The sequence below is a fragment of the Sphingosinithalassobacter tenebrarum genome, assembly GCF_011057975.1.
Classification (GTDB): domain Bacteria; phylum Pseudomonadota; class Alphaproteobacteria; order Sphingomonadales; family Sphingomonadaceae; genus Sphingomonas; species Sphingomonas tenebrarum.
In genome coordinates, this window is record NZ_CP049109.1 from 981,619 (window position 1) to 1,006,818 (window position 25,200).

At 64.2% G+C, this 25,200-nt stretch carries 24 protein-coding genes; 10 read left to right on the forward strand and 14 right to left on the reverse strand.

Translation table 11 applies throughout. The features are described 5' to 3' along the window. Positions 1-20: 20 nt before the first annotated feature. The 3 genes from G5C33_RS04965 to G5C33_RS04975 are packed head-to-tail and all read right to left on the reverse strand — an operon-like array spanning position 21 to position 2,090. On the reverse strand, positions 21-851 hold the full coding sequence (locus tag G5C33_RS04965; RefSeq protein ID WP_165326204.1) for a DUF4198 domain-containing protein: 831 nt from the start codon (positions 849-851) through the stop codon (positions 21-23). 19 nt (positions 852-870) lie between these two features. Then, positions 871-1,401, reverse strand: a complete 531-nt coding sequence (locus tag G5C33_RS04970) for a DUF2271 domain-containing protein (RefSeq protein ID WP_165326205.1) — start codon at positions 1,399-1,401, stop codon at positions 871-873. Between the two features lie 14 nt (positions 1,402-1,415). Then, positions 1,416-2,090 carry a PepSY-associated TM helix domain-containing protein gene (locus G5C33_RS04975; RefSeq protein WP_165326206.1) on the reverse strand — a complete coding sequence of 225 codons (675 nt, stop codon included), beginning with the start codon at positions 2,088-2,090 and terminating at the stop codon, positions 1,416-1,418. Between G5C33_RS04975 and G5C33_RS04980 the strand changes: the two genes are divergently transcribed. Then, entirely contained in the window at positions 2,059-2,214 is a 156-nt protein-coding gene (locus tag G5C33_RS04980) for a hypothetical protein (protein WP_165325321.1), read from the forward strand. The genes G5C33_RS04975 and G5C33_RS04980 overlap by 32 nt on opposite strands. A 25-nt stretch (positions 2,215-2,239) precedes the next feature. After that, positions 2,240-2,668, forward strand: coding sequence for a cupin domain-containing protein (locus G5C33_RS04985; RefSeq protein ID WP_165326207.1), 429 nt, complete (start codon positions 2,240-2,242; stop codon positions 2,666-2,668). A gap of 757 nt (positions 2,669-3,425) precedes the next feature. On the opposite strand, the gene G5C33_RS04990 is transcribed toward G5C33_RS04985, so the two are convergent. The 8 genes from G5C33_RS04990 to uvrA all read right to left on the reverse strand — a co-directional run bounded on the left by G5C33_RS04990 (position 3,426) and on the right by uvrA (position 12,027). Continuing rightward, positions 3,426-4,334, reverse strand: a complete 909-nt coding sequence (locus tag G5C33_RS04990; RefSeq protein WP_165326208.1) for a hypothetical protein — start codon at positions 4,332-4,334, stop codon at positions 3,426-3,428. 150 nt (positions 4,335-4,484) lie between these two features. Beyond that, positions 4,485-4,802, reverse strand: a complete 318-nt coding sequence (locus G5C33_RS04995; protein ID WP_165326209.1) for a hypothetical protein — start codon at positions 4,800-4,802, stop codon at positions 4,485-4,487. A gap of 686 nt (positions 4,803-5,488) precedes the next feature. Further along, entirely contained in the window at positions 5,489-5,677 is a 189-nt protein-coding gene (locus G5C33_RS05000; RefSeq protein ID WP_165326210.1) for a hypothetical protein, read from the reverse strand. Positions 5,678-5,745: 68 nt separating this feature from the next. Next, on the reverse strand, positions 5,746-5,958 hold the full coding sequence (locus G5C33_RS05005) for a cold-shock protein (RefSeq protein ID WP_165326211.1): 213 nt from the start codon (positions 5,956-5,958) through the stop codon (positions 5,746-5,748). Between the two features lie 191 nt (positions 5,959-6,149). Further along, the gene (locus G5C33_RS05010; RefSeq protein ID WP_165326212.1) at positions 6,150-6,368 is read right to left on the reverse strand and encodes a hypothetical protein; all 219 of its coding nucleotides are present in this window, start codon (positions 6,366-6,368) and stop codon (positions 6,150-6,152) included. 423 nt (positions 6,369-6,791) lie between these two features. Further along, positions 6,792-7,301: a hypothetical protein gene (locus G5C33_RS05015; protein WP_165326213.1), complete on the reverse strand. Its 510-nt coding sequence runs from the start codon at positions 7,299-7,301 to the stop codon at positions 6,792-6,794. Then, entirely contained in the window at positions 7,298-8,341 is a 1,044-nt protein-coding gene (locus tag G5C33_RS05020) for a ParA family protein (protein ID WP_165326214.1), read from the reverse strand. The genes G5C33_RS05015 and G5C33_RS05020 overlap by 4 nt, the downstream gene beginning before the upstream one ends. Before the next feature lie 605 nt (positions 8,342-8,946). Continuing rightward, positions 8,947-12,027 carry an excinuclease ABC subunit UvrA gene (uvrA, locus tag G5C33_RS05025; protein ID WP_165326215.1) on the reverse strand — a complete coding sequence of 1,027 codons (3,081 nt, stop codon included), beginning with the start codon at positions 12,025-12,027 and terminating at the stop codon, positions 8,947-8,949. 367 nt (positions 12,028-12,394) lie between these two features. On the opposite strand from uvrA, the gene G5C33_RS05030 reads away from it, so the two are divergent. The 4 genes from G5C33_RS05030 to G5C33_RS05045 all read left to right on the forward strand — a co-directional run bounded on the left by G5C33_RS05030 (position 12,395) and on the right by G5C33_RS05045 (position 18,806). Next, a complete protein-coding gene (locus G5C33_RS05030) occupies positions 12,395-15,802 on the forward strand; it encodes a class I SAM-dependent DNA methyltransferase (protein ID WP_165326216.1) in 3,408 nt (1,135 codons plus the stop codon). Between the two features lie 9 nt (positions 15,803-15,811). Then, a complete protein-coding gene (locus tag G5C33_RS05035; protein WP_165326217.1) occupies positions 15,812-16,672 on the forward strand; it encodes a restriction endonuclease in 861 nt (286 codons plus the stop codon). A gap of 77 nt (positions 16,673-16,749) precedes the next feature. Next, positions 16,750-17,265, forward strand: coding sequence for a DUF1993 domain-containing protein (locus G5C33_RS05040; protein ID WP_165326218.1), 516 nt, complete (start codon positions 16,750-16,752; stop codon positions 17,263-17,265). Positions 17,266-17,384: 119 nt separating this feature from the next. Beyond that, complete coding sequence (locus G5C33_RS05045; RefSeq protein WP_165326219.1) at positions 17,385-18,806, forward strand: hypothetical protein; 1,422 nt, start codon at positions 17,385-17,387, stop codon at positions 18,804-18,806. Between the two features lie 27 nt (positions 18,807-18,833). On the opposite strand, the gene G5C33_RS05050 is transcribed toward G5C33_RS05045, so the two are convergent. Beyond that, entirely contained in the window at positions 18,834-19,307 is a 474-nt protein-coding gene (locus tag G5C33_RS05050; protein WP_228275193.1) for a vgr related protein, read from the reverse strand. Positions 19,308-19,309: 2 nt separating this feature from the next. Beyond that, positions 19,310-19,828 (reverse strand): copper chaperone PCu(A)C, encoded by a 519-nt coding sequence (locus tag G5C33_RS05055; protein ID WP_228275194.1) that lies wholly within the window; start codon positions 19,826-19,828, stop codon positions 19,310-19,312. Between the two features lie 171 nt (positions 19,829-19,999). Here G5C33_RS05055 and dnaK point away from each other — a divergent pair, with 171 nt between their 5' ends. From dnaK to G5C33_RS05075, 4 genes are all read left to right on the forward strand, one after another. Further along, the gene (gene dnaK, locus G5C33_RS05060; protein WP_165326221.1) at positions 20,000-21,910 is read left to right on the forward strand and encodes a molecular chaperone DnaK; all 1,911 of its coding nucleotides are present in this window, start codon (positions 20,000-20,002) and stop codon (positions 21,908-21,910) included. A 101-nt stretch (positions 21,911-22,011) separates the two neighbouring features. Further along, positions 22,012-23,139 carry a molecular chaperone DnaJ gene (gene dnaJ, locus G5C33_RS05065; protein ID WP_165326222.1) on the forward strand — a complete coding sequence of 376 codons (1,128 nt, stop codon included), beginning with the start codon at positions 22,012-22,014 and terminating at the stop codon, positions 23,137-23,139. Continuing rightward, the gene (locus G5C33_RS05070; protein ID WP_165326223.1) at positions 23,136-23,774 is read left to right on the forward strand and encodes a hypothetical protein; all 639 of its coding nucleotides are present in this window, start codon (positions 23,136-23,138) and stop codon (positions 23,772-23,774) included. Before dnaJ ends, G5C33_RS05070 begins: the two co-directional genes overlap by 4 nt. 109 nt (positions 23,775-23,883) lie before the next feature. Beyond that, on the forward strand, positions 23,884-24,417 hold the full coding sequence (locus G5C33_RS05075; RefSeq protein ID WP_165326224.1) for a glycine zipper 2TM domain-containing protein: 534 nt from the start codon (positions 23,884-23,886) through the stop codon (positions 24,415-24,417). Between the two features lie 134 nt (positions 24,418-24,551). On the opposite strand, the gene G5C33_RS05080 is transcribed toward G5C33_RS05075, so the two are convergent. After that, positions 24,552-25,130, reverse strand: a complete 579-nt coding sequence (locus tag G5C33_RS05080; protein ID WP_165326225.1) for an NADPH-dependent FMN reductase — start codon at positions 25,128-25,130, stop codon at positions 24,552-24,554. Positions 25,131-25,200 lie beyond the last annotated feature (70 nt).

Sequence of the window (25,200 nt, forward strand, 5' to 3'; positions counted from 1 at the left end):
AATCGCGATGCGCGGCTCGGTTATAGCGGCAGCACCTCGAAGGTGGCGGTATAGGCCGCGCGGCTGCGCGGTCCGCCATCCTCGCTCGGCGCACCGCCGCGGCCGCCGTGATCGAGTTCGATCCAGTAACGGCCCGCTTCGGGCCAGGTGATGCGCACCTTGCCTTCGGCGTCGGTGGTCAGGTCCATCTGACCCTGGTTGTCGCGATAGCGGCTGCCGCCGGGCACGACGAGCACGTCTATATTCGCCGCCGGTTCGCCGTTGAGCAGGAACAGGAAGGTCGCTTCCTCGCCGGCATACAGATCGTTGGGGTGCGTCACCGGCACCAGCTCGATGCCCTTGCCGGTCGGCGTGAACACGGTCTCGCTGGGCTGGCCGAGCGTGACGTACAGCTCGGTACGGATATTGTTCTCGATCACCTGCACGTCGGTGGCGCCTTCGGGCAGTGCGTCGGCAACCTCGGCAGCCTTCAGCCCGCGCGGCAGGCGCTGGCGCTCGCCGTTCAGCATATAGCTGCCCATCGCGCCTTCGCGCACCATCGCCACGCGATAGGTGCCCTGCTGCTCCAGATGCGCGTCGAACGTCGTGCGCAGCCGGCCGGTATGTTCGTTCTGGACCTCGACGGCGCTGCCGTCGGGCGCGGTCACGGCGAAATCACCGCGCAGCGCGACATGGTCGAAATAGAACAGCTCGTTGCCGACGGCGGCATCGATCGTCACCCAGGCCTCATCGCCCGAAAGCACGGTCGACGAGGCGATCATCCACACCCGGTGCGCCTGCACTGCGGCGGGCACCGCAAGCGCGGCGATGGCGGCCAGTGCAATGACCGGCCGGCGCAGCGATTTCAGCATATCAGTTACTCCTGTTGGTTCAGCGGCGGATCGTCAGGCTGACGGCGCCGAGTTCGTTCGATCCCCGCGCGCTGGCTGTGGCCGTCGACGACCCGTTCCAGGTGAAGGGCAGCCGGATCAGCTCGCGTCCGCCAACTTCGCGGGCGGCCTCGATCACCAGCGTGTAATTGCCGGGCGAAAGCCGGGGCATTGATCCGTTGCCGCCGGTGAAGCTCATCCGGTGCGTTCCCGGCGCTTTTGTCGCGCTCGAAATGCCGTCGGCGGGGAAGGACATGGCACGGCCGGCGGTTCGCCAGAACTGCCGCAGGTCGCGCAGCCACTTGGTGCCTTCGTTGCCGCGCATGTCATCGTCGTACCAGACCGAAAGCGTGCGCGGCGTCGCGCCTTCCTTCTCCAGCCATACCGCGACATAGGGGCGATGATATTCGGCCACGCGCAGCCGGGGGATTTCGATCGAAAGATCGAGCGTCTGCGCCCCGGCGGGGCCGGCCAATACGCCCCCGGCGCCCAGCGCGGCGGCGGTGATGCCTGTAATGCGAAGCTGCGTCATGCGGCTGTCTCCACTCAATGAATCAGGAAAATCGCGACAAGGGCGGGAAGCACCAGCCCGGCGGCCACCAGCGGCCAGGTACTGCGCCGATTGCGGGCGTGGAGCTGTAGCAGCACCAGCCCGGTCAGCGCGAAAACGAAGCAGGCGACGGCAAAGATATCGATGAACCAAGCCCATGCGGAGCCGGCATTGCGGCCCTTGTGCAGATCGTTGAGATAGGCGATCCAGCCGCGATCGGTGGTCTCGGCGGTGATGGCGCCGGTTGCGCGATCGATCGCGATCCAGCCGTCGCCGCCGGGGCGGGGCCGCGCCAGATAGACTTCGTCGGGCATCCATTCGGCTTCGCCGCTGGCGCCCATCGGCAGATTGCCTTCCAACCAGCGGCGAACCGGCGCGGGCAGCGGCGCGCGGCCGTCATGGGCATCGGCGATCGCCGCGGCATCCGATTGCGCCGCGATCTGTTCGAGCAGCGGCGCGGGCAGAGTCGCGCCATGCTCGGCGATCGCGGGGCTCGCTTCGATATCGGCCGCGTGATTGAGCGTAATGCCGGTAAATGCGAACAGCAGCAGCCCGATCAGGCTGATTGCCGAACTCATCCAGTGCCAGGTATGAAGTTGCTTCAGCCAAAAGGCCTTCCGGCTGCGTTTGCGCACGGGTTTGGTTTTGGCCGAAGGTGCGTTGCCATGCATCGGTGTTAAAATTTCCTGTCTGATCGAGCGGCTGGATATCGAGAACGACTCGCAATTGCAATTCTATATCGATGCGGATCGCGCGGGCGTCGCGGGCTTGCATTGCATCGGGGCCACCGCCTAGCCAGCCCGGCAAAAGGGGAAGCGACATGGACGAAGCGCGCAGGATTATCGAACGGCTCGAACTGGCGCCGCATCCCGAGGGCGGCTGGTATCGCGAGACCTGGCGCGCCGATGCGCCACAGGGCGCTCGCGCGGGCGGAACGGCGATCCTGTTCCTGCTCGAAGCGGGCCAGAAATCGCACTGGCATCGGGTCGATGCCGATGAAAGCTGGCTGTGGCATGCCGGTCACCCGCTCGACCTGCATCTCGGCAATGCCGAGGGGACGGCGTGGGAGACCTTTTCGCTTGGCGGGGATATTCTCGGCGGCTACACGCCCCAGGCGCTGATCCCGGCGAATCGCTGGCAGGCTGCGCATGCGGCGCATGGCTGGGCGCTGGTGAGCTGCATCGTCGTTCCCGGTTTCGAATTTGCCGGGTTCGAGCTTGCCCCGCCGAACTGGCAACCGGGCGCCTGACCCCGCCGAAACTATCCCCGATATCCACGTTATCAACAGGCTCGAGGCGCCATTTTTGCCTTTGCGCGACTCGAAACGCGTGACAAGCTTCCTTCCATAGAGAGGCGATGGAGCGGCGGGAAACCAAAGCGAAATCAAATCTTTAGCCGGATATCGGTGGATCGTGGTGCCATCTGGAAACCCTTTCCAACGCTATTCGAGGACGCTGCCGAAGGGCGGCGCCGGAAGCTGCATGGCCGCGTGAGCGGAGAGGCAGCGAAAGGCCCGACCGAACGCCGTCCGAACCGTTCCGCGATGCGCCTTGCGTGCGGCGCGGAACAGGTCGCCAACGCCGCGCCGCCGGGCCTTCGGGCAGGGCGGAACGGGGGAAGCGACTGGCCCGGAGGCTGTTCGCGCGGCAACCGGGTGGTCGGGAAACCGCACTGCATGCCTTCGGGCATGCCGGGCGGGACACCGACCGGCTTCGGAAACCGCTTCGGCGGGAGCCGAAGAGGCCGCCGGGTTCGGAACGCACTGCTTTCGAGCGGTGCCGACCGACCCGACGACCGGAAGCGAAGCGCCAGTGCCTCCCCGCGGAGGCGAGGCGTGGAGCTGGCCGCCGAAACCAGGTCGCACAGCGCCCTTCCGGGCCGCGGCCGAAGTCCGGCGACATGGGGAGGCGGCAGCGATGCCGCTTCCCCTTTTGCGTTGGGCGCCTTTTGTCTGCGCCTTTTGTCCGCGGGAGCCTGCGTCACTGGCTCCCCCGGACACCCGATGGTCAGGGGACGAGACTGTCGGTTCCCCGCACCGCGACCATCCAGCTGTAAACGCTCTCGGCGACATAGGCGCGGAACTGCGAGCCGTCGGCAACCACTTCCTCGGCATAGCCGACACAGGGCGCGCCATAGCCGATCAGCAGCTGGCGCAGCCGCGTTTCGGTTTCCGATCCCGGTTCGGTCTGCAGCATCATCTGCCCGTATTCGGGGCGGATCTGCACCATGCAGGCCACGCGATAGAAGAATTCGCGATCGGTGGGCGAGCGGCTCTCGCTTCGCGGAATCTCCCGGGTTTCGAACCGTTCGCGAATGACCGGGTGAAAGGTCAGGCCCCGCGACAACGTGATGTCGTCGCCATATTTCTCGACCGCCAGTTCGAACAACGCCCCGCGATCGAAGGTGACGCGACAAAGATCACCGTTCATGCGCACCGAACGATGCCCCGTGACGGACAGCATCGAGCGCATTTCCGCCGGCAGATTGCTTTCCACGAAAATCTGGTCGGCATTCTTTGGCGGCGCGCCGGGGGCGCCTTGCGGATTGCATACGCCAAGCCAGGGTGAGGGGCGGACCACCGTGTCCAGCCCGCCATAGCATCCCGAATGGGTGCGGATGAACCGGTGCAGCGCGCGCTGGCCGGCGATCCGGTTCACCGGCGTGTCGAGGATGGTGCGCAGCTCGTCCGGTTCGGGCAGCTCGGTGCAGCGGATGAACCGCGCCGATTCCGACGCGGCCGTCCGGCTCGTCTGGGCGAGATTGGTGTCCGGCTTGGTCTGGGTGGGCAGGTCCTCGGCGGATTCCAGATCGCCCAGGACGACGATTTCCTCCGATTCCACCTGCGCCGCCGCGGGCGTGGCCGCGAAGGCGCCGATTGCCGTCAGTGCGGTAAGGCAAAAGCGAAACACGATCATGAACAGTCTCCCCCTGATGAGACGCCGCCTTGGCATACCCGCGTCCGGGCTGTTCGCCCTTTCTCCGTTAACCTGGATTAGCGGGAGATGAACAACTGGCGATGCATCGGGGAGACTTCCCAGCTTCATCAAGGATTTGCGGCGGCGCGCTCAACTGCGCTCGGTGCGTTGGCGCCAGTGCAGGTGCCGTTGGCGCGCCAAGCGGGACGGGGGCCCCTGAACGCCGAGCGGCCGTTCGGCATGCCGCATGCGATTGCGCGTCCGCCGGAAGCTGTGGAACATGCTGCGCGCCCGCACGCCGGCAAAACCGCCGACCAGGAGGCACAGCGCCAGCACCATCGCGAAATCGCTGCTCGGCGCGTCCAGCCAGAGCCGCCCCGCCAGCACCGCCAGCGCCGCCGTCAGTATGAAATACCCCGTGAATTCGAGCGCCTGTATCAGATAGAATCGCAACAACGGATTGTGCATCGATCCCTCGTTTCGCTCATTCGGGGGGCAATGCCTGCCGTGCCGCATCCCCCCGGCATGTGACTGCCCCCCGGTCTAGACCGGCGTTGGTTGCCGATTGCTTATCAGCGGCGGAACGGCCGCCGAAAAAGCGGGCGCGCGGCGAAAGGAGACAAAAGAGACACCACGTCCCCCATCCTTTCCCCTCCGCCGCGGTGCCGGCGCGTTCGTGCAGGGACGTGCGGTAGCATGCAGCGGGGGGGGGGCCGGTGGCCGTCGTGACCTGACGCGCGTGCGCCTGCGCGCGCACAAGCGCGCGAAAACGGCGGGGCGAAGTCGGGCATGGGCGTCCTCCGGGCGCTTTGGGGGACTCGCTCCATATGCCGCGACGGGGCCTGTAGGACAGCGCTGATTTCGCCTCACGCAAAGGCGCGAAGCAAAAGGGGGCCACTCACAAAGCCACAAAGCCACAAAGCCACGAAGGCGGCGGTGCCAATTCGCCGCGAAGCGGCATCAAATCCGCCGTGATGAACCGCTGGAACGCATGGGCGGGGCGGACCGCGTCGATCAAAATCCCTTCGCGCTTTGCGCGCGCAACTCTCTTTCCGCTTACGAAACGACGTCCGGCGACGGGCATGGGGACGAACCACGCCAGGGCATCCGCCGGGCACATGCAGCGCTGCCCGGCGGGCAGGCGTCGCGCGGGATCAGCCTGCGGCCTTGGCCGCTTCGTTGCGCGCGCGCTGGGTGGCGACGCGTTCGGATCGGGTGGCCATCGCCTCCCATGCCGCCTGCGATCGCAAGTGGCGGTCGCGGACATTGGCGAGATCGCTCTGCGCGGCGAGCGCGGCTTCGGCGTCGGCGCGGGCGCGGAAGGTTTCGGCTTCGGTGGTCATTGCGGGGGCCTTCCGGTTGGGAGAATCAAAAACGGCGGCGCCGATGGGGCGCCGCCGCAAATGCCGGATTATTCGGCCGGTTCGAGGTTGCACGCGGCCATCTTGCCGCGCTTGTCCTGCTCCAGGTCATAGGAGACGCGCTGATCCTGCTGCAGCGTCACCATGCCGGCGCGCTCGACCGCGCTGATATGGACGAAGGCGTCATTGCCGCCGCCATCGGGCGCGATGAAGCCATAGCCCTTGTCGGCATTGAAGAATTTTACGGTTCCGGTGGTGCTCATAAGTCATTCCTTCTGTTGTCGGCGCGCCCCGTGCGGGCGGACCTCGCGCTTCAGGGGGCAGGGATAGAAGGAACGCGGAGCCGCAAAGCACCGAAGACCGACGATATGCGGCTGTAGCGAGGGTTATGTGGGGTGTGGGTGTGGGAATTGCAAATTAGGAGCGTGCGTTGGGGGGCAGATCGTCGCCGGAATTACCAGCGAAAGCCCCTGGCAGCGGCAAGGCGATTGATTTCGGCGAGCAGCGCGCGCTTGCTTTCGGTACGCCGCGCGCCGCTGTTGCGCGGCACGTCGAGCGGCTGGCCGACTTCCGCCTCTATTTCGGCACGCCGACGCGCGAGTTCGCGGCCATAGGCGGCCATGTCGAGCCGCCGGCCGGGCCAGTCGTCAGTCTTCGAGGTCTTCGACGCCATAGTCGCCCACGCTTTCGGTGCTGATACGCGCATCAAGACTAGGCGCGATCGAGCGCGAGCGGAAGCTGGTAGAGAATCCGCGCTTGTTCGAGCATTCTGGGCGCGGTGCCGCTGGCCTATCGGCGGGGGCACGCGAAACTTAGGTAAGCATTTACGAAACTCAGCCTGCGCTTCGGAACTTGGGCTTAGACTCTCGGACTCGCAAGTGAGGTGAGGCTCTGGTAAAGATACCAGATGCCCACTCCCGCAGCAAAGATGACCCAAGCAATCGCGGATGAGATCCGTAGATTGAAGCGAGAGGAAGGCCTCTTCAATCATCAAATCGCCGCACGCTTGGATATCAACCAAGGCCGAGTGTCGGAAGTTCTAACTGGAAAACGTTTCCCCGAGCAAAAGCCCGTCCAGCGGTCACTATTCGACTAGTTAGGCCGATTTCAAAATAACAGCAGCCCATCTTGAAAACTCATCATCAAAGTTAGACTTTTCGGACTGTGATACATTGACTCTGCTTAGTATGACTTTAACCTGATCATCTGGTTTATCTGCGAGTCGCGAGATAATTTGCTCGATCGCTTCTGGGCGACTGTCCGGCAGATCTTCTTTCAAACCGATCAAGGCAGCGAATCGCCGAATCTCAGAAGTGGTCGCAAATGCGCTTTTCGAAGCGAGGGCATTCCGAAGGGCCTCTAGGCGCTTCGTAAGCTGCTTTCTCTTTGAGAGTGCTGGCTTGTTTGTAGGTTTCGTTGCTGCCTTCGAGGTGCTCTTTTTCTTCGCTGCTTCCGCAGAAATTTCTTTTATCAGAACCAAGAGATCAGACTTAAATGATGTATCTGTAGAAGATAGAGCGCCAATAACAACTTCCCAGTCTTTCACGTCATATTTTACGAAAAGGCTGGCAATATCCTTTATCAGGCGCTGTTGCTTGGGAGTCATCGGCCAATCCTTTGAAAAAACTCGGCTGCCACTTTTGAGAACTCAGACTTTTTTGCATCTCTTGCATTGTCGGTCCAGAAAATCGGTTTGCCGCTCCGAGCACCAGCCGGATACGAGTCTGAGTGACTCACCTCGTATTTAAAGATCGGGATATTGTTATCATGCGCCAAGCGCTGAACATACTCTCGCGACCGGTTGTGCTCTACGCGGTCGCTTACGTCGTTGAACAAAATGCCTATAATCTCAGGAACTGGGTCGTTTCTGTGGGCGTCAGCAAAGTGTTTAAGCGACCGCACTAGTAGTGGTAGCCCTATCGTCGACAAGAACTCTGGCTTCACCGGCACCAATATATAGTCCGAGGCGAGGTAGCTAGCCCAGGTCAATATCGATTCGGTCGGCGAGCAATCAATTATGATGACATCATATCTATCCTTAACTTCGCTAACAGCATCACGCAGAACGTGCGCCTTTTCTAAGGCGAAACGCATAGTCCAGGCGAGATCAAGATTTGCTGGAATAAGATGTAGGCATGAGCCGTCATCCCACTCGTTGACGACATTAATAATCTCTCCGATATTGGGCCCCGACTTTCCCGCAGCATTCTGCCGGAATATTGACTCGATGGTCGGTTGATTCTCCGCCAGTAGAGTCTCAAACGCAGAGACGCCCAGCACATACTGGCTAAGGTTAAACTGCGGGTCCAGATCTATCAATAGAACGCGTAAATCGCGACGGATGGCTCCGTACCAGCCAAGGTTGGCGGCTAAGGTCGATTTCCCGACCCCGCCCTTCATATTCATTATCGAGACGACAGAAGCGTGTCGGCTGACTTGTGATTCGGGCGCGGAGCTCTCTGCGGCTTGGATTGCCAAGCCCTCTGCAGCCGCCCAACTTCGGACAGCGTCTTCAGACCAAACCGGTCCGCTCTTCAAGGTCGCGATTGGATTGGGAAAATCATCACGGCGAGCGCGCCAATTCGCTACGGCCTGCTTGCTTACCCCCAACAGCTCAGAAATTTCCGCAAGACCCAGCAGGTTCATAGGGCGACCTCCAGAATGGCACCTACGAGGTGTGTACGCCGTTGTCTACCCCTGTGTACGACGTGCAACAAGTCGTCGGGACTTGACCGGCGAAATGATTCGGCACATAGAAGGTGGTGGCCGAGGTTTCCCTCGGCCACGCAAATTTTCGGTTCGTCGCAGTGCCTGCAAGTCCGACGGCGAACCTCTCCAAAGGAAGGAGGTGCGTCATGTGGTTCATGGCCCGGACACCGCAGTGAATGCCGAGGCCGGCGAGCACACGCCCGCACGGTCTCCATATAGCGACAAATCTGAAAGAGTCACTAATAAGGAGCAGCTTTATGGCTCGCGTTTCACCATGGCACTCGGTCAAGCAGAGTGTCCACCACGACAACACCAACTGTAACACCGGTAACAATATCGAGTCGGAAAATCGCCGGTCGGGTACCGGCGGGAAGCCGCGGTGTGCAGAGTGCTCGCGTCTCGCTTAAGCGACGAAGGCTGTCGGCGTGAACACGCCGACAGCCGGGGCGCGCCGGATCGCGGCCGCTATGGTTCGTGAATTTGCTGCCGTAGCTTGATGTCTCAACAATGGCGCCAGATGCGACCCTTTATTCGTCTCTCTTTCACCCCCGCCTCCGGCCCTTCGATTGCGCCGAAGCCAACGCGGACGCGTCGGCTTCGCTCGGGACCGGCTCGTCCCGGCTCAGGCCTCGCAACAGCGGCGCCAGATACCGCCCGGTGTAGCTCTTCGGTTCGGCGGCGACCTTTTCCGGGACGCCCTCAGCGACGATTTCGCCGCCCTTCACGCCGCCCTCTGGCCCCAGGTCGAGAATCCAGTCCGCCGTCTTGATGACGTCGAGGTTGTGCTCGATCACCACCACCGTATTCCCCTGTTCGACCAGCGCGTGGAGCACTTCGAGCAATTTGCGCACATCCTCGAAATGCAGGCCCGTGGTGGGTTCGTCGAGGATATACAGCGTGTTGCCGGTCGCACGGCGGCTGAGTTCCTTGGCGAGTTTGACGCGCTGCGCCTCGCCGCCCGACAGGGTCGTCGCCTGTTGCCCGACCTTGACATAGCCGAGGCCGACTTCGGCGAGCATCGCCATCTTGTCGCGAATCGGGGGGACGGCCTTGAAGAATTCCACCGCGTCCTCGACCGTCATGTCGAGCACGTCGGCGATGCTCTTGCCCTTGAACTTCACTTCGAGCGTTTCGCGATTGTAGCGCGCGCCGTGGCACACATCGCATTCGACATAGACGTCGGGCAGGAAGTGCATTTCGATCTTGAGCACGCCGTCGCCCTGGCATGCCTCGCAGCGGCCGCCCTTTACATTGAAGCTGAAGCGGCCGGGCTTGTATCCGCGCGCCTGCGCTTCGGGGAGGCCGGCGAACCAGTCGCGGATATTGGTGAAGGCGCCGGTATAGGTCGCCGGGTTCGATCGCGGGGTGCGGCCGATCGGCGACTGATCGATGTCGATCACCTTGTCGAGATGTTCGAGCCCGGTGATCTTGTCGTGCTTGCCGGCGAGGACGCGGGCGCCGTTCAGCTGGCGCGCCGCGGCGGCATAGAGCGTGTCGATGGTGAAGCTCGACTTGCCCGAGCCCGATACGCCGGTGATGCAGGTGAAGGTGCCGAGCGGGATGCCCGCGGTGACGCCGGTGAGGTTGTTCGCGGTGGCGTTGTGGACGGTGAGCTTCTTGCCGGTGCCCTTGCGCCGCTTTTCGGGGACGGGAATCGCGCGGGTGCCGTTGAGATAATCGGCGGTGACGCTGCCTTCGGTGGCGAGGATTTCGGGGAGCGTGCCGCGCGCGACGACCGTGCCGCCATGCACGCCCGCGCCGGGGCCCATGTCGAGGATATAGTCGGCGCTGCGGATCGCATCCTCGTCATGTTCGACCACCAGCACGGTGTTGCCGAGATCGCGCAGGCGGCGCAGCGTGGCGAGCAGCATGTCGTTGTCGCGCTGGTGCAGGCCGATGCTGGGTTCGTCGAGCACGTAGAGCACGCCCGAAAGGCCGCTGCCGATCTGGCTGGCGAGGCGGATGCGCTGGCTTTCGCCGCCCGACAGGGTGCCGCTGGTGCGATCGAGGTTGAGATAATCGAGCCCGACATTGTTGAGGAAGCCGAGCCGCTCGTCGATTTCCTTGAGGATGGCGGTGGCGATTTCGCGCTGCTGGCCGGTGAGGCTTTCGGGCAGCTCCTTGAACCAGCCGAGCGCGTCGACCACCGACAGGCGGGTGGCATAGGCGATGTCCTGCCCGGCGATCTTCACGGCCAGCGCCTCGGGCTTGAGGCGCGCGCCGCCGCAGGTCTCGCAGGGGTGGCTCGCCTGATATTTGGACAGTTCCTCGCGCCTCCAGGCGCTTTCGGTCTGGAGCATGCGGCGGTTGAGGTTGCCGATCACGCCCTCGAACGGCTTCTTGACGTCGTAGCTCTTCTTGCCGTCGACGAAGGTGAGGGTGACGGGGATGCCACTCGTGCCGTGCAGGATGACGTGGCGGATATCCTCGGACAGCTCGTGCCAGGGCGTGTCGAGCTTGAAGCCATATTCGCGCGCGAGGCTGCCGAGCACCTGCATGTAATAGGGCGAGGGCGGGTTGGATTTGGCCCAGGGGACGATCGCGCCCTTCTTGAGGCTGAGCTGATCGTTGGGGACGACGAGATCCTCGTCGAATTCGAGCCGTTCGCCGAGGCCGTCGCAGGCGGGGCAGGCGCCTTGCGGGGCGTTGAAGCTGAACAGGCGCGGTTCGATTTCGGGGATGGAGAAACCGCTGACGGGGCAGGCGAATTTCTCCGAGAACACGATGCGGTTGTCCGGGATGCCGGCGCCCTTAAGGTTGCCGCCGGTCGCATTCCCCTCCCGCTTGCGGGAGGGGTTAGGGGTGGGAATGTCCCCGTCCGCGACAAAGGACTGCGGTGCTTCATTGACGCGCCCACCCCCGGCCCCTCCCGCAAGCGGGAGGGGAGAGATTTCCGCAACCGTCGCATCGACCAGATCGACATAGGCCAGCCCGTCCGCCAGCTTGAGCGCCGTTTCGAAACTGTCCGCCAGCCGCGTCGCGATATCCTCGCGCACCACCAGGCGATCGACCACCACTTCGATGTCGTGCTTGTATTTCTTGTCGAGCGCCGGCGCCTCTTCGATCAGATAGGTCTCGCCGTCGATGCGGACGCGCTGGAAGCCCGCCTTCTGCCACTCGGCGAGTTCCTTGCGATACTCGCCCTTGCGGCCGCGCACGACGGGGGCGAGGAGGAGCAGGCGGGTGCCCTCGGGCAATGCCAGCACGCGATCGACCATCTGCGACACCGTCTGCGCGCTGATCGGCAGGCCGGTGGCGGGCGAATAGGGCACGCCGACCCGCGCCCAGAGCAGGCGCATGTAATCATAGATTTCGGTGACGGTTGCGACGGTCGAACGCGGGTTGCGGCTCGTCGTCTTCTGCTCGATCGAGATTGCGGGGGAGAGGCCTTCGATATGATCGACATCGGGCTTCTGCATCATCTCGAGAAACTGGCGCGCATAGGCCGACAGGCTCTCGACATAACGCCGCTGCCCCTCGGCATAGATGGTGTCGAAGGCGAGCGAGCTTTTGCCCGAGCCCGACAGCCCGGTGATCACCGTCAGCGTATCGCGCGGAATATCGACGTCGACGCCCTTGAGATTATGCTCACGCGCGCCGCGGACGTTTATGTGGGTCAGCATTGGGAACACCCATGCTTTGTAATCTCGGTAAGTGCCATGCGGAGAGTTCTACTTCTGTTCCTCGGGAAGGTACAGAGGGGAGATAGGGGCGCGGGGCATGGGATTTTAGGGGGCATTGGCCCCGCCGACACGGACGCGAGACGTGTGCCGGTTTCCCTTGCCTGTGCGAGACGATTCCCTGCGCACCGGGGCGTGATGCCCAGGGCAGGAATGCCGAAGCCCTCCGCCGCTCCACGTCCGAAACACTGGGCGTGATCGGTATCGGCGTCACCGGGCATTTTGGCAAGCGACCGATATGGAAGTTTCCCGCCCGGCAAGGCGCTTGATGTGAAGCGGCTTTTCCGGGCAGGAAGGCGCGGGGGATGCCGTGACCGTCGAAGAATTCATCGAACGCTGGGGCAGGAACGAAGGCGGTGCCGAGCGCGCCAACTATGCGCTGTTCCTGTCCGAACTCTGCGCGCTGCTCGATCTGCCTCCGCCCGATCCGGCCGACGCGACGCACGAGAACAACGATTACGTCTTCGAACGCGCCGTCACCTTTCGCGATGCCGAGGGGAAGACGGGGCACGGCCGCATCGACCTGTACAAGCGCGGCTGCTTCGTGCTGGAGGCCAAGCAGAGCCGGCAGAAGGGCGGGGCGAAGGAAGTCGCGCTCGCCGCCGAACAACAGGGCCTGCCGGGGATAGAAGCGCCGCAGGTGCGCGGGCGCCGCAGCGCGCATCGCGCCTGGGACGTGCTGATGCGCAACGCGCGCGAACAGGCGGAGCAATATGCCCGCGCGCTGCCCGAAAGCCATGTCTGGCCGCCCTTCATTCTGGTGTGCGATGTCGGCCATGCGATCGAAGTGTTCGCCGATTTTTCGGGGCAGGGGCGCAATTACCGGCAATTCCCCGATCGCGCAGGGTTCCGCATCTATCTGGAGGATCTGCGCGACGAGGCTATTCGCGAGCGGCTGCGCGCGATCTGGACCGATCCGCACGCGCTCGATCCCGCCAAGCACTCAGCCGAAGTCACGCGCGACATTTCGGAACGGCTGGCCGATGTCAGCAAGCTGCTGGAGGATCGCGGGCACGAGCCCGAGCGCGTCGCGCATTTCCTGATGCGCGTGCTGTTCACGATGTTCGCGGAGGATAGCGGCCTGCTCGCCGAAGGCAGCTTCCTCGACGTGCTGTCCGATGCGCGGAGCAACCCGGACAGTTTCGCGCCGATGCTGGAGGATCTGTGGCGCGTGATGGATACCGGCGGATTTTCGCCGGTGCTGCGCAAGGAAGTGCGCAAGTTCAACGGCGGCCTCTTCGCCGAACGCTCCGCCATCCCGTTGCGCAAGGAAGAAATCGGCGAGCTGTATGAAGCCGCCAAACATGTCTGGACCGATGTCGAACCCGCGATTTTCGGCACGCTGCTCGAACAGGCGCTCGACAAGGACGAAAGGCGGCGGCTGGGCGCGCATTACACGCCGCGCGCCTATGTCGAGCGGCTGGTCGAGGCGACGATCATCCAGCCGCTCAAGGACGAATGGGAAGGCGCGGTGCTGGGCACGGTGGAGCGCGAGCGCGAAAGCGATCCGCAGGCGGCGATCCGGGCGGTGCATGATTTCCATGTGAAGCTGGCGAAGACGCGCGTGCTCGATCCCGCCTGCGGCACGGGCAATTTCCTCTATGTCGCGCTCGAACTGATGAAGCGGCTGGAAGGCGATGTGCTCGAAGTGCTTGCCGATCTGGGCGGTCAGGAGGCGCTGGCGCTGGAAACCGATACGGTGCATCCGCGCAATTTCCTGGGGATGGAGCTCAATCCGCGCGCCGCCGCGATCGCCGAGCTGGTGCTGTGGCTCGGCTATCTGCAATGGCAGATGCGCAACAAGGCGTCGATCAGCGATCCGGTGCTGGAAAAACTGTCGAACATCACCGCAATGGATGCGGTGCTGGCGCATGATCCTGAACGGCCGAAAGCCGATGGCAGCGGCACCGAACTGCCCAATCCGCGCCGCCCCGAATGGCCCGAGGCGGAGTATATCGTCGGGAATCCGCCGTTCATCGCGGGTCAGGACTTTCGCTCGCGTTTCGGTGAATCCTACGCAGTAGCTCTTTGGAAGGCTAATCCGAAGATCAACAAATCGGCCGATTTCGTGATGTACTGGTGGGATCGCGCCGCCGAGCAACTGACGCGCAAGGGCAGCGCGCTCAAGCGCTTTGGCTTCGTCACCACCAATTCGATCACGCAGGAATTCAGCCGCCGGGTGATCGCGAAGCGTATGGAGGGGCGCCCGCCGATCAGCCTGGTGATGGCGATCCCCGACCATCCCTGGACCAAGGCGACGCGCGACGCGGCGGCGGTGCGGATCGCGATGACCGTCGCCGAGGCGGGGAAGCGAGAGGGCATGTTGCTCGACGTGATATCAGAGCAAGGGCTGGGGACTGACGCGCCGGATATTGTGCTTAGTCAGATAAACGGGACGATCAACTCGGATTTGAGTATCGGAACTGACGTTACGCGTGCAGTTAAACTGCTATCGAACGCGTGGATTTGCCACGACGGCGTTAAACTGCACGGTAAAGGTTTTTCGATACATCTGTCAGATGCGAGAAGCCTTGGTCTAGGACGTCGCGAAGGGCTTGATAACTTCATTCGGCCTTACCGAAATGGTCGGGATTTAACTCAAGTAAACCCTATTTATTCTGAAAATAAATACGTTATTGACTTCTTTGAGGCCGGATCAGAGTCTGACGTTAGGCGTCAATTTCCTGAAGTATATCAGTATCTCCTAACCACCGTGCGTCCCGCGAGGGAAGCGCAGGTTCAAAAGTCCCCTACTGTAGATGCTCTGGCGTATCTAGATAAGTGGTGGCTTATGGGTAAGCCTAGGCCAGAATTGCGGCCCGCATTGAATGGTATTGATAGATATATTGCCACGGTAGATACGGCTAAGCACCGTGTATTTCAGTTTTTGAGCGTGAATATTATTTGTGATGATGGCGTGGTTATAATTGCAGCGAAGAATGCAGACATGCTCGGGGTAATTTCGTCAAAAATTCATGCAGTTTGGTGTTTGAAAGTAAGCGGGATGCTCGAGGATCGGCCAAGGTATTTTAAGTCCCAGACCTTCGACCCATTCCCCTTCCCCGACGCCAGCAAAGCCCAGCGCAAGATCATCGGCGATCTCGCCGAGGAACTCGATGCCACGCGCAAGGAAGTGCTTGCCGAACATGGCGATTTGACGCTGACCGGCCTCTATAATCTGCGCGCGAAGCTGGTGCAGGGCGAGCCGTTCGACATGGTCGAGCAGGACCAGCGCACGCGCGGGCGTGTCGACATCATCGCCGAGCTGCACGACCGCATCGATGCCGCCGTCGCCGACGCCTATGGCTGGCCGCAGGACCTGACCGACGAAGCGATCGTCGAGCGGCTGGTCGCGCTCAATGCCGAACGCCATGCCGAGGAACAGGCGGGCACGGTCCGCTGGCTGCGCCCCGACTATCAGATCGCCAAGGCGGGCCTTACCCAGCTTCCCGCCAAGGGCCGCGCCGAACAGATCGAGGCGCTGCTGCCCGAGGCCAAGGCGAAAAAGCCCGCCTTTCCCCGCGACGCGATCGGCCAGACCGCCGCGGTGCTCGCCGATCTGCGCGGCGGCGGCACGATGACCGCGGGCGCCATCGCCGCGCGCTATTCGCAGGGCCGCAGGATCGAAAAACGCATCGCCTCGACGCTCGACGCGCTGGTCCGCCTGGGCCATGTCGCCCGCGACGGCGAGGGATACCGGCTGCGCAAGGCGGCGTGAGGAGAGAGCATGACGGTTGCCATTCCCGCCCACGAAGAACTGATGCTCCCGACGATGCGTGTCCTCGACGCGCATGGCGGATCGGCGAGCAATGAGGAGATTCAGGAGGCGCTGATCGAGATGCTGGGGCTGACGCCCGAGCAGATGGACGTCACCTATCCGACTTCGGGCGTGCAAGTGGTGCCCGATCGTATGTCCTGGGCGCGCAGCTATCTGAAATATCCGGGCTTTGTGGATAACCCGAGGCGCGCCGTCTGGGTGTTGACCGAGGAAGGGCGCGCGGCGCTCGACTGGGACGAGGCGGCGATCCGCAAGGCAGTGGCAAGGGGCTATGCCGAGCGGCAGAAGGCGAGGGCGGCCTCAGAGGCGATGCCAGACGGCGACCCGGAGGCCGATGATGGCGCGGCGGACTGGAACGACACGCTCCTCGCCACACTGCGCGGGATGGACCCGGCGGGGTTCGAGCGGCTGGCGCAGCGGCTGTTGCGCGAAAGCGGGTTCGTGCGTGTCGAAGTCAGCGGCCGGTCGGGCGATGGCGGGATCGACGGGTCGGGCGTGCTGCGGATGAACCTGATCAGCTTTCAGGTGCTGTTCCAGTGCAAGCGCTATACCGGGTCGGTGGGCTCTTCCACGGTGCGCGATTTTCGCGGGGCGATGCAGGGGCGCGCCGACAAGGGGCTGATCATCACCACCGGCACCTTTACCGCCGATGCGCGCAGGGAAGCGACGCGCGACGGGGCGCCCGCGATCGACCTGATCGATGGCGAGGCGCTGTGCGAGCTGCTCAAGGAGCGGCGGCTGGGGGTGCGGGTGCGCGAAGTGGTGCGCGAGGAAGTCGATGTGCTGCCCGAATTCTTCGCCGAGATCTGATCCGCGTTCCGCGCTTGCCCGGCGGCGCGCATGCTGCCATCGCGCGGGTGTCTCCGCATCGGTGGAAGGGCGCCGGCATGAACCTATACGATGTTTCGATCCCGCTGTTCGAACGCGGGCTGACCAATATGAAGGCGTTTCTGGAAAAGGGCCGCGCGCATGCCGGGGCGCGGGGCCTGCCCGAAAGCGCGCTGACCGAAGCGCGGCTGGCCGAGGATATGCGGCCGCTGACGGCGCAGGTGCAGCTGGCCTGTGACGCTGCGAAATTCGTGGCGGTGCGCGTGGGCGGTGTCGCCGACGTGCCGATGGCGGACACGGAAACCAGTTTTGCCGATCTCGCCGCGCGGATCGATGCGACGCTGGCGCTGCTCGCGCGGGCCGATCGCGCCGATTTCGAGGGGCGCGACGAGCGGCCGGTGACGCTTAAGACTCCCTCGCGCGACTTCGACTTCATCGCGCGCGATTATGTGCTGGGCTTTTCGGTCCCCAACTTCTTTTTCCACGTCACCACCGCCTATGCGATCCTGCGCATGAAGGGCGTCACGCTGGGCAAGATGGATTTTCTGGCGGGCGCGCTGCCGACCCCGCGATAGCGCCCCGGGGCACCCTGCCCCCATGTTATCGGCTGTCATCGGCGCGACGAAGCCGCTAATCCTGGGTTCAGCGCGTGTGGCGCCTGATGCGCCCGCGACCGCGACGGGGAGGAAGGCGAATGGCGAGGCGGAGACTATCGGCGATCCATGCCGCGACAATGGGCGCTGCGCTGGTTCTGGGCGGCTGTACCTATGCCACCGGCTATTCGGGATATTCGGCGCCCGCGGCGGGGCCGTGGCTGCAGGACATCGGCTATGGCGGCTATGCCTGGATCGACCGCGCCGACGCGCTGGCCGATGCGTTCGGCGATGCGCCGCCCGATTTCTCCTTTGCCTTCGACGGCGGCTATCCCTGGGCGTGGCAGACCGCGGACGGATACTGGATGGTGGTCGAGCCGGCGGGCGGCGGCTTGCGCAGCTATTTTTTCGAACCGGGGGAATGGGCGCCGTTCCTGGTGCGCGATTTCGACTATGCCTTCGCCTATGATCGCGGGCGACCAGTGGCGGTCTATGATCGCTATGGCCGGATGCTGTCGCCGGGCGAGGCGGAGCCGCTGCGGTCGCTTGCCTATGCCGATCTGGCGCGCGGACGGCGCATCCATGACGCGATGGGCGGCAGCGGCGGGGGCGGCTGGTACAAGCCGGGCTATACCCAGTGGGCGGAGTTCTCGCTCTTCTTCTATTCGACGCGCGCGCAGTGGGATTCGGGATGGCAGCGACAGCCGGGCTGGGCGCAATATCGCCGCACGCGGACGGACCGCGACCGGTTCGAAGCCGAACGCCGCCGCCGCCGCGATGCTTCCGAACGCTGGCGGCACTGGCGCGAGGGCGGGCGGCAGGGGCCGCCGCCGGGCCGTGGCGACGGACATGACCGACCAGGCCGCGATCAGCGTCCCGATCGCCCGGAACGGCCCGATCGCCCCGATCGGCCGCCGCGTCCGACCCCCGCGCCGGCGCCGGCGCCGACGCCCCGGGCCACGCCCGATCCACAGGCCGCCGAAGGGCCGGTCGGTCGGCGCCCGGTGCGCGATCGGCCCGACCGGCCGGAAATGGCCGAGGACCGGCCGATGACACCGCGGCCGGGGACGCAGCCGCCGCAACGCGAAGCGCCGCGCCCCGATCGGCCGCCGCGTACGCTGCCCCATCGCGCTGATGAACGGCCCGTGCGGCAGCGCCCGCCGCGGCCCGAACGCGCCGAGGATCGGCCGAGCAATCCGCGCCCTCAGCCCGGCCGGATCGACGTGCCGAATCCGCCGCCGGTCCAGACCGACGCGCGTCCGGGGCAACAGCGGCCGACACCGCCCGAGCGCGTCGAGGATCGCAGTGCCGCGCCGCCGCGTGCGCAGCCTGCGCCGACACCTGCGCGTCCCACTCGCGCCCAGCCGGCTCCGCGCCCAGCACCACGGGCAACCCCCGTGCCGACGCCGCCCCGGGCAGCTCCCGCGCCAACGCCATCGCCTTCGCCCGGTGCGCGACCGCAGCGGCGCCCTTCGCAGTTGCGCGACGCGCGCCCGACGGAAAGCGAAAGCGACGATGATTGATCGGCCGGTGCCCAGGCCCGGGCGCGACTAGAAGGGGAGCAGTTCTTCCAGTGCCGCTGCCGGCGCATCGCAACCGGGCGCCGCCCCGTGCCGCAGCAGAAAAGCGTGGCGCACGATCTCCGCCTGCTGCTCGATGCCGTAGTGGCGAAAGGGGCGGCCGGGCTTCAGCGTGTAGCGATAGCTGCAGAAGGGGTGGCGCGCGAGCGGCAGGAAGATTCCCTGCTGATGCTGCCAGACATGCACCATTTCGTGGAGGAACAATCCCTGGAGGCCGAGCGACGCCTCGCCGAAATCGTCGCGATAGAGGCCGCTTTCGGGGTGGAAGTGGATTGTGCCGAGCGGCGCCATCGTTACCTTTTTCGGCTGGAAAAAGGCCCATTTGCGGTTGGCGATGCGCGCGCGGTCGTAATCGATCGCCTCGCCGAACACCGATCGGCAGAGCGTGATTTCGCCGGGCGTCAGCGGGCGTTTGGATCGCTGACCCGATATGTCGGCGGTCAAGTTCAGTCCGCCGGGATCGGATCGCCCGCGGCGAGCACCGTCGCCTCGATCGCGATCGGCGCGCCTTGCGCGAATTCGAAACGGAGCGGGACGCTGTCGCCCGGCTTCACGTCGGGGCTGATGTCGTAGAGCATGACATGCCTGCCGCCGGGCGCGAATGCGAGCGTGCCGTGCGCGGGAACCGGCACGTCGGCGATCGGCGCCATCGTCATCGCGCCGGCCATGTGATCGCCCATCTGGCCGTTCATATGCTCGCCCATCCTGCCGGTCATGTGTTCGCCGCCCGGTGCGTCCATCGCCATGCTCTCGTGCATTTCGCTACGCAGCGCGAAGGGTGCGGCGACCTTGACCAGCACCGCGCCCTCCGATCCGCCGTCGATGGTGAAATAGGCCGCGCCCGGATTGCCGGGGACCGCGGGCAGCTTCACCCAGGCCTCGTGGACCTCGAGCGCCTTGTCCCGCTGCTGGCAGCCGGAGAGCAGCATCGCGGCGGCGGCGAGGGGGGCGAGCAAGGGACGCATGACGGGGGACTCCATCTCGATTCGGGAAATGCGGGATTTTCCTAGGAGGGGGGCGATCTTGCGGCAAGCCAAAGCCCACCTATATCGCTTTCCGAAACAAGCTCTCATGCGGCCGCTAAAGGCGCATGAAAGCGAGGCAATTTTTGTTAGACGGGGGCCAAACGAGGGACCATGGCTAAAGTAATCGGTATCGACCTGGGCACGACCAACAGCTGCGTTGCCGTAATGGAAGGCGGCAAGCCCAAGGTTATTGAAAATTCGGAAGGCGCGCGCACCACGCCGTCGATCGTCGCATTCGCCAAGGATGGGGAGCGGCTGATCGGCCAGCCTGCAAAGCGCCAGGCCGTCACCAACCCGGACAATACGGTTTTCGCCGTGAAGCGCCTGATCGGGCGCCGTTTCGACGATCCTGTGACGAAGAAGGACACCGAGTTGGTGCCCTATGACATCGTCAAGGGCACGAACGGCGACGCCTGGGTGCAGGCGGGCGGCGAGGACTATTCGCCGTCGCAGATCTCGGCCTTCATCCTGCAGAAGATGAAGGAAACCGCCGAAAGCTATCTCGGCGAAACCGTCAGCCAGGCGGTGATCACCGTGCCGGCCTACTTCAACGACGCGCAGCGCCAGGCGACCAAGGACGCCGGCAAGATCGCGGGCCTTGAAGTACTGCGCATCATCAACGAGCCGACGGCGGCCGCGCTTGCCTATGGCCTCGAAAAGAACGACGGCAAGACGATCGCGGTCTATGACCTTGGCGGCGGCACGTTCGACATCTCGATCCTCGAGATCGGCGACGGCGTGTTCGAGGTCAAGGCGACCAACGGCGACACGTTCCTGGGCGGCGAAGACTTTGACTCGACGCTGGTTCAGTATCTCGCCGACGCCTTCAAGAAGGATGAGGGCATCGACCTCACCAAGGACAAGCTGGCGCTGCAGCGGCTGAAGGAAGCCGCCGAAAAGGCGAAGATCGAGCTTAGCTCGGCGCAGACGACCGAAGTCAACCTGCCCTTCATCACCGCCGATCAGAACGGCCCGAAGCATCTGGTCAAGACGATCAGCCGCTCGGAGCTGGAGCGTCTGGTCGACAGCCTGATCCAGCGCACGCTGGAGCCGTGCCGCAAGGCGCTGGCCGATGCCGGCGTCAAGAATGCCGGCATCGACGAAGTCGTGCTGGTGGGCGGCATGACCCGCATGCCCAAGGTGCGCCAGGTCGTGAAGGAATTCTTCGGCAAGGAACCGCACACCGGCGTGAACCCGGACGAAGTCGTCGCGATCGGCGCCGCCATTCAGGCGGGCGTGCTGCAGGGCGACGTCAAGGACGTGCTGCTGCTCGACGTGACGCCGCTGTCGCTTGGCATCGAGACGCTGGGCGGCGTGTTCACGCGCATGATCGATCGCAACACGACGATCCCGACCAAGAAGTCGCAGGTCTATTCGACTGCCGATGACAATCAGCAGGCGGTTACGATCCGCGTCTTCCAGGGCGAGCGCGAAATGGCGGCGGACAACAAGCTGCTCGGCCAGTTCGATCTGGTCGGCATCCCGCCCGCGCCGCGTGGCGTGCCGCAGATCGAAGTCACGTTCGACATCGATGCCAACGGCATCGTCAACGTGTCCGCCAAGGACAAGGGCACCGGCAAGGAACAGCAGATCCGCATCCAGGCCTCGGGCGGCCTCAGCGAAGCCGACATCGAACAGATGGTGCGCGACGCCGAGCAGTTCGCCGAAGAGGACAAGAAGCGCCGCGAAGGCGCCGAGGCGAAGAACAATGCCGAAAGCCTGGTTCACACCACCGAGCGTCAGCTCGAGGAGAATGGCGACAAGATCGACCCGTCGCTGAAGAGCGAGATCGAGGCCAAGATCGCCGAAACCAAGACCGCGATCGAAAGCGACGACGCCGAAGCCATGCAGAGCAAGGCGCAGGAGCTCGCCCAGGTCGCGATGAAGCTCGGCCAGGCGATCTACGAGAAGCAGCAGGGCGAGGCCGGTGCTGCGGAAGGCGCTGCCGAGGGTTCGGCTGCAAGCGACGACGAGGAAGTCGTCGACGCCGAATTCTCCGAAGTCGACGACAACAAGTCGTAAGACGCCATGAAACGCTTCCCGGTTTCGCCCCGAAATGGCGGCGGATTGCATGATCCTGCCGTCCGGGGCGGGACCGGGAGCCGTTCGGGCGTGGAGTTCTTATGACCACCGAAGTCGACTATTACGAAATTCTCGGGTGCGAGCGGACCGCGGACGACGCGACGATCAAGTCCGCCTATCGCAAGCTGGCGATGAAATATCACCCGGACCGCACCGGCGGGTGTTCGGAATCGGAAGCCAAGTTCAAGGCCGCCAGCCAGGCCTATGAAGTGCTCAAGGACCCGCAGAAGCGCGCGGCCTATGATCGCTATGGCCACGCCGCCTTTCAGCAGGGCGGCATGGGCGGCGGTGGCGGCGGCGCGCAGGACTTCGGCGCGTTCAGCGATATTTTCGAAAGCGTGTTCGGCGAATTCATGGGCGGCGGACGCGGCAGTGCCGGCGGGCGCCCGAACCGGCGCGGCGCCGATCTGCGCTACGACATGGAAATCAGCCTCGAAGAAGCGTTCGATGGCAAATCCACCGACATTACGATCGAAGTATCCGCGCCGTGCGACAGCTGCGAAGGCAGCGGCGCCAAGCCGGGCACGTCCGCGAAAACCTGCCGCACCTGTTCCGGGCACGGCAAGGTCCGCGCGCAACAGGGCTTTTTCGTGGTCGAGCGCGCCTGCCCGAGCTGTCACGGCGCGGGCCAGATCATCGAGGAGGCCTGCACCGACTGCCGCGGCGAAGGCCGGGTCGACAAGCCCAAGACGCTGACGATCAACGTCCCGCCCGGTGTCGACGAAGGCACGCGCATTCGCCTGTCGGGCGAAGGCGAGGCCGGTGCGCGCGGCGCTCCGTCCGGCGACCTCTATATCTTCCTGCATGTGAAGCGACACGAAATCTTCAAGCGCGAAGGCACGACGCTCTACGCGCATGCGCCGATCAGCTTCACCACTGCCGCATTGGGTGGCGAGATCGAGATTCCCGGCCTCGACGGCGAGGTTCACACGATCAAGATCGCGCCGGGCACCCAGTCGGGCCGCGAACAGCGCCAGCGCGGCGCGGGCATGCCCGTGCTGCAGGGGCGTGGTCGCGGCGACCTGGTCGTCAGGATCGACGTCGAGACGCCGACCAAGCTGAGCCCGCGCCAGCGCGAGCTGCTCGAGGAGTTTCGTACGATCGAAACCGGCGAGGAATGCCCGCAGAGCCAGGGCTTCTTCTCGAAGATCAAGGCGGCGCTGGGGTGATGCTGGCTGCGGCCGCGCTGCTGATGATGACGGCCCCGGTTGCCGGACAGGACGCGCAGCACCATTCCGATGTTTCGCAGGCAATCGAGCGCTGCGGCGTTGCTCCTGCCGATTATGGCGCCGACTATGTCGAAGCGCTCGAGGAAACGGTCTTCGTTTTTTCCTCCGCATCCTATGACGCGGATCGGATTGCGTGCCTCGTTGTGGTTTCGCTCGACAGCGACGGCGAGTTCTATTTCGAAGATGCTACAGTGAGCCGGCTTTTCGCCGAGGAATATGCGCGGCAAAGCGCGGCAGCCGCGCACCGGATGGCGCGCGCCTGGCTGGCTGAACGCGATATGCTCAATTCACTCCCCAGCTATGATCCCGCGCATGACAGCCTTGCCGATTTTGCGGAACGTATGGAGGCGTTCTGCAAGCTCGAGCGTCGCGGAACGCTGATTGCCAGAGATGGCTATCTGACGCTTGACCTCGATGTGATGCAGCGCGATTCAGCCAGCGAAGACGAAATGACCTGCCTCGTAAACGCGATCTTCGAATCGGATTTTGGGAAATCGGGCGGAATGTTCGGCTTTGTTGGCAACGAAGCGGATATTCCGGGCGGCGAGGATGCCGCGCCCGTTACGAACCCGTAATTTCCTGAACGCCAGCTAACAGCGCAATTCAGAAGCTCGTCAGCCGAATCGGCGTAAACACCTGTTACACGCCGAGCTGGAGGAGCCCGGCGAGAACAGGAGTTCTCTCATGCGCAAGCTCGCACTCGGCATTCTCATTTCCGCGTTCGCGGTCCCCGCAATGACCGCGCCGGCTTCGGCGCAGCGCTATGACGGCAATCGCTACGAACGCCAGGATGATCGTCAGGATCGTCGCGACTATCGCCGCGATGCGCGTCAGGACCGTCGCGAGGACCGGCGCGACTATCGCCGCGACCGGCGCGAGGATCGTCGCGACTATCGCCAGGCGCGGCGCGACTATCGCGATCAGCGCCGCAACACTCGCGTCACTTATGTCGCGCCGCGGCCGGCTCCGCGCTACGCCAACTACTATGACACGCGTGGCTATTATAACGGCCCGGTGTGGCGGGGCGACGGCGGCCGCTACTATTGCCACCGCCAGGACGGCACGACCGGCATCCTGATCGGCGGCGTCGCGGGCGCACTGATCGGTTCGAGCCTCGATCGGCCGGGCGACAGCACCGGCGCGCTGATCGGCGGCATTCTGGGCGCAGTGATCGGCAACGAAATCGCCACCGACGACAATGGTCGCCGTTGCCGCTGATTGACACGGATCGTTCCGGCCCGATCCCACTCGCGGCCGGAAACGACCCACGCATCTGCCCCTCTGTTCGGCTGCGTCCCAAATAGCCGCTTTGGGCAGATGCGTGGGTTTTGCCTTGCCCGGAGCCCGGCGTATCAGCCGGCGTTGCGCGCGGGCTTCAGGGCATTGCCCCACCAGACAGTCTCGTTGAGCAGCGTGCCCAGCGCGGCATTGAGGTGATCGAACCCGCCCAGCGGCTTGCCCTGGGTCAGCGCGGCCATGAACGTGTCGGCCGCGATATTCACTTCGGGACCGATCGGCACCATGCGCAGGCCCGATGTGGTGACGCGCAGCGCCTGGATCGCGCGTGCACCGCCGACGCCGCCATAGCCGACAAAGGCGATCGGCTTGCGCGTCCATCCGTTCAGTGCATTGTCGAATGCGTTTTTCATCACGCCTGCCGGGCCGTAGTTATATTCGGCTACCGTGGCGATGAAGCCGTCAAAGGCGGAGAGGCGTTCTTCCCATGCCGCCGCCTTGGGATGTTCGAACTTGCCGCCGCTCATCAGCGGGGGCAGATCTTCCTGAAAGAACGGCAGGTCGGCTTCGCGCAGGTCGAGCCGGGTCAGTTTCAGATCGCTGCGATCGGCGGCGGTATCCTCCACCCATTGCGCCGCCTTGTCCGAAAATCGTTCCGGCCGCGTGCTGCCGACGATCAGGCCGATATTGAGCATGTTCTGAATTCCTTTTTCCGGTTACCATTCGTAACAAGCGTTCAGATGATGCGGTGTTCCGCAGCGTACA